This window comes from Flavobacterium aquicola (genome assembly GCF_003385115.1).
Lineage (GTDB): Bacteria > Bacteroidota > Bacteroidia > Flavobacteriales > Flavobacteriaceae > Flavobacterium > Flavobacterium aquicola.
In genome coordinates this window covers 1-4,724 of sequence record NZ_QUNI01000031.1, presented here as the reverse complement: position 1 = coordinate 4,724, position 4,724 = coordinate 1, and the positions used below count along the sequence as shown (strand labels likewise).

Annotated in this window: 6 protein-coding genes; 5 read left to right on the top strand and 1 reads right to left on the bottom strand. The window is 31.5% G+C overall.

The window, feature by feature from the left end; genetic code table 11:
* Positions 1–110: 110 nt before the first annotated feature.
* From C8P67_RS21665 to C8P67_RS21645, 5 genes are all read left to right on the top strand, one after another.
* Complete coding sequence (locus C8P67_RS21665; protein ID WP_115815281.1) at positions 111–929, top strand: hypothetical protein; 819 nt, start codon at positions 111–113, stop codon at positions 927–929.
* Between the two features lie 902 nt (positions 930–1,831).
* The gene (locus C8P67_RS21660; protein WP_115815280.1) at positions 1,832–2,377 is read left to right on the top strand and encodes a hypothetical protein; all 546 of its coding nucleotides are present in this window, start codon (positions 1,832–1,834) and stop codon (positions 2,375–2,377) included.
* A gap of 147 nt (positions 2,378–2,524) precedes the next feature.
* Positions 2,525–3,310 (top strand): hypothetical protein, encoded by a 786-nt coding sequence (locus C8P67_RS21655; protein ID WP_115815279.1) that lies wholly within the window; start codon positions 2,525–2,527, stop codon positions 3,308–3,310.
* A gap of 155 nt (positions 3,311–3,465) precedes the next feature.
* Positions 3,466–3,858, top strand: coding sequence for a DUF4288 domain-containing protein (locus C8P67_RS21650; RefSeq protein ID WP_115815282.1), 393 nt, complete (start codon positions 3,466–3,468; stop codon positions 3,856–3,858).
* A 201-nt stretch (positions 3,859–4,059) separates the two neighbouring features.
* Positions 4,060–4,410 (top strand): hypothetical protein, encoded by a 351-nt coding sequence (locus C8P67_RS21645; RefSeq protein ID WP_115815278.1) that lies wholly within the window; start codon positions 4,060–4,062, stop codon positions 4,408–4,410.
* Positions 4,411–4,533: 123 nt separating this feature from the next.
* Here C8P67_RS21645 and C8P67_RS22250 read toward each other — a convergent pair.
* Positions 4,534–4,724: hypothetical protein (locus tag C8P67_RS22250; protein WP_170141512.1), on the bottom strand; the 191-nt coding region annotated here is incomplete at its 5' end.

Sequence of the window (4,724 nt, the reverse complement as noted above, 5' to 3'; positions counted from 1 at the left end):
TAATAGAAAAATGGTTTTTATTTGGATGATTTGGCAAATCCGAAGAATGGGCTTAATTTAGTCCCAAACCCGCTGTAGTGCCAGAACGTTAGGTGTAATTTTAAAAAAAAATGGCGAAACCAAAAATTGATTTAGAAAATCCTATTGTAAAAATAGCGTTTGAAATTCTAGAAAAACAAACCAAAATTGCACTTGAAACTCCACAAGATGTTGAAAAAGCAGTTATACCCATCTATGCAATTCCAAAAGCAAAAGCACATCAAAAACCAAAAACTAAAGCTGAACAATTTGGCTCTGGAGTTTTAATTAAAATAAAAAATCAATATTTTATTTTATCTAGCACTCATCTATTTGAATCATTTGAAGGGTTTGTTTTACAAACTGGGATTGGTGATGGTTCACTAATTGAACAAATAAGTGGTGAAAGATTTTCATCAGGTAAAATTGAAACACCCTACTCAAATTATTTAGACGCAACTGTTTTTCACATTCAATCTGATATAAGTGAAAATCTAAAAAATTTGGCAATAAGTCTAGAAGATTTAGAATTTAATGATGATGACAAAAAGGTTCAGCCAATTTATCTAACATCTGGATTTAGAAATAAAAAATCAAATACAGAAGGTAATCAAGTTTATTCTAAAAGGGAAGCATATTCATCTCTTGAAGTAGACAATGAAACATATGAAATTTATAATATTGACCATATCCCACAATTTGTTACTGCTTATGAAGACGATATTTTAGTTGATGGTCGTTGGCAAAAATCACCAATTCCAAGAGGTTTTAGTGGCGGAGCAGTTATTAAAATTGAAGGCACAAACATTCGTAATCCTCTTTCAAAAATTAAGAAAACAAAACAAAAATTAAAAGCTATTATTACTGAACAACATAGAGAAAAAAACAATAAACCTGAAATTTTCAAATAAAAAACTACACCTAACAGCTACTACAACGGATTTGGGCAATTGGCTTAATAGAAAGATGGTTTTGTATTTGAATGATTTGGCAAATCCGAAGAATGGGCTTAATTTAGTCCCAAACCCGCTGTAGTACCAGAACGTTATGCGGGAGTTGTGCCGAAATTACGCAGACAAATCCAATTTGGAAATGAAGTTTTGTAACTCGCAGAAACTTAAAAAAGCGGAAGCGTGACAATTGGAATCGCCAACAGAAACTTGAAAAATTGGAATCTGAAAAACAAAGCGTGAAAATCAAAATCTGCCATCAGAAACTTGAAAAGCTTTGCGAAACATTGAAAAGAAAATTAATAACAATAAGTTGAAAATTGCGAACCGAAAAGCAGAAGCGTGAAAATTGGAATCTGCCAACAGAAGCGTGAAAAATTTGCGGTTAAATTGTAATTTCGCCAAAACAACCCCCGCATAACAGCCGTTACACGAGATTTGGGCATTAGGCTGAATTTAAAAATGGTCTTGTATTTGGAAGATTTGGCTAATCCGAAAAATAGGCTTAATTTAATCCCAAACCTCGTGTAGCGCCAGAACGTTATGTGCTAGTTGTGCCGAAAATACGCAGAAGGAAATCATTAGAAAATATACGTTTGTTTGCGTAGAAAACTTTCAAAACAGAAGCGTGAAAGTTGGAACGTGCCAACAGAAACGTAAAAAGTTTTGCAGTTAAAATCGTATTTTCGGTAAAACAACCAACACATAACAGCCGTTACACGAGATTTGGGCATTAGGCTTAATTTAAAAATGGTCTTGTATTTTGAAAATTTGGCAAATCCGAAGAATGGGCTTAATTTAATCCCAAACCTCGTGTAGCGCCAGGACGTTAGGCGTCAGTTTAACAAAACGAAATCAAGAATATGGTCGATAGAGAAAGAAGAAAAAAATTAGCATATCATCTTAGACATTTATCTATTGGATTAATAAGTAATGACGAATTTGAAGACTATATAACAGATGATGTGAGTTTTGGTTGGCTTCCAGAACAATACTATAGATCTAAAGAAGCTAAATTTGATGATGGGATAATCCAACCAATACTTGAATTAAGTTGGTGCTTATACAGCGACTTAGAAGAACAGAAACTAAAAAGCAAAAACAAACTTTCAGAAGAACAATTAAAAGAAATAGCTAAATATATTTTGTTCTTAAATTCTGAGATTGAATATCAATGGCCTTATTTTGACGCAATAAATCCAACAATTAGGTTTTCATTTAGCGAACATATTTCCAATCTATTATCCTTTGGAAAATATTATAAAAACAAAATGGATGAAAAAGAAAGAGAACTAGTTGAAATGAAAAAAAGTGGAGATTTTGATTATTGGCCATTTATAAATAAAGAACAATACGAAGAACAACTAAAACATCATCCGTTTTTAGTGGAAAGAAAACCGAACGCCTAACAGCTACTACAACGGATTTGGGCAATTGGCTTAATGGAAAAATGGTTTTGTATTTGGAATGATTTGGCAAATCCGAAGAATGGGCTTAATTTAGTCCCAAACCCGCTGTAGTAGCGGGACGTTAGCAGTAATCTAAAAAAAAACTGAATGGAAATAGAACTTTCAGAAGTCAAAAAACTAATTGACCATCACAAAAAAGAGAATACTGAATTGGGTAAAATAATACTTCCTATAATCGAAAAATATAATTTACCCGATAAAGAAATTCTCGAAGTCTGTCAAATTGGAAAATTTGTTTATAAAATAAACTCTGAAATTAAAATTTTAGAAAAGCCACAACCACCAGATCCCGATTTCATAATTGAATATCAATCTAAAATTATTGGACTTGAGCATACTAGAATTTTTACTGAAAACGTAATAAATTACAACAAAGCAAATTCATTAATAAAATATTCTGAGAAACTTTATTCTTCAAATTTTCCAGATGACAAACTATTTGCTCAAATTTTCATTGTTGACGATAAAATAGAATACAAAGAAACCGAAAAGAGAAATTTAGCAAATGAAATTGTAAAATATATTCACAACTTATCTAAAGGAATTAATGAAAATAAACCTTCATTTATTTCCAAAGTAAAAATTTCAATTCATTCTCAATTAAGTTTTTCCTACAATGAAAAAAACTGGCAAGGTCCATATTTGACTCAAACTCGCCTAGAAAAAGAAATAAGAAAAAAAGAACACAAAATAAAAAACTATAAATCTGGTAATAAACAAATTTCAGAATATTGGCTTGTCTTATTTATCGGCTCACTTTCTTCTGTTTCTTTCCAATTTGATGAAAATGAAAACTACGAAACTGAAACAGAATTTGACAACGTATTTTTAATGACAGATTTTGATGCTGAAATAATAAACGTAAAGAAATAGACTACTGCTAACAGCCACTACAACGGATTTGGGCAATTGGTCTTAATGGAAAGATAGTTTGTATTTGAATGATTTGGCAAATCCGAAGAATGGGCTTAATTTAGTCCCAAACCCGCTGTAGTGCCAGAACGTTGGCGGTAATGCAAACAGAAAATATGGAAAACGAGAAAATATCAATTGAAAATGGAAAGTGGTATATCGCTGAAATAATTGAAAAATGTGAGCCCGTAAACCGAAATGAAGCACAAGAATTGCGTCGAGTTAAAACTTGGGGAAATTTCCATATAATTAAAGCCGAAACTCCAAAAATAGCATACGATAAAGCTGTTAAAATTGGAAAGGAAGCAGAATTTAAATTCACTAACTCTGACAATGTAGAAATGGAATGGATTTTTATTGGAATCGGAAATCTTATTCCAATCTACGAAGATATTGAAGATGGAAGTGAAATAATGTGGGAAAACTATGGTGATATTAGCAACAGAAGAGCGATGAGATTTCCAATTAGTGAAGAAAAGCTTTTACCAGAACTAAAAGAAAAAAAGTAAAACCATTGTAAACAAATGCACTACCGCCAACAGCCACTACAACGGATTTGGGTATTTGGCTTAATGGAAAGATTGTTTTGTATTTGAATGATTTGGCAAATCCGAAGAATAGGCTTAATTTAATCCCAAACCCGCTGTAGTGCCAGAACGTTATGCGTCAGTTTAGACCAATAGAAACCTAAAAGAAAAAAGGAAAATGTAATGAGAAAAATATTTCCAGTAATAATAGTAATTTCAATTTTCTGCTTTATGGTTTATAACTCAAAGACGGAATATTACGAAAAAAGCATAGAATTTAGCAAAAGTACTTTTAGTGGAGAAATTCTAAAAATAACAGAAGGAAGAGGGAACAAAATATATTATGAAAATGATAAATATTTTTATGATAGTAATTGTGAAGGATTAGAAATACAAGTTGGTGATGTAGTTCGAAAAAGTATTGGCGAAATTATAGTAATGAGAAAAGACTCAAATGGGAAATATGTTGAAGTTGGAAAACAAATAATTAAAGAACCAAGTAAAAGTTATTTTAATTATTTTTTTGGAATTTAATCTAACAAAATAATAAAATCAATTCTTATTATTTCATCAATACTGTTATAGAACATAAAACAGAATTGGATTATTCAAACATCATTGAAAAAGCAAAACTAGCAGAATTGGAATTAACTGCAACTAATATAAAACCGAACGCATAACAGCCACTACAACGGATTTGGGCAATAGGCTTAATGGAAAAATGGTTTTGTATTTGGATGATTTGGCAAATCCGAAGAATGGGCTTAATTTAGTCCCAAACCCGCTGTAGTGCCAGAACGTTACAGGAGATTTTACAGCCAATTCGTGCCGAATTGACGCTTTCATTT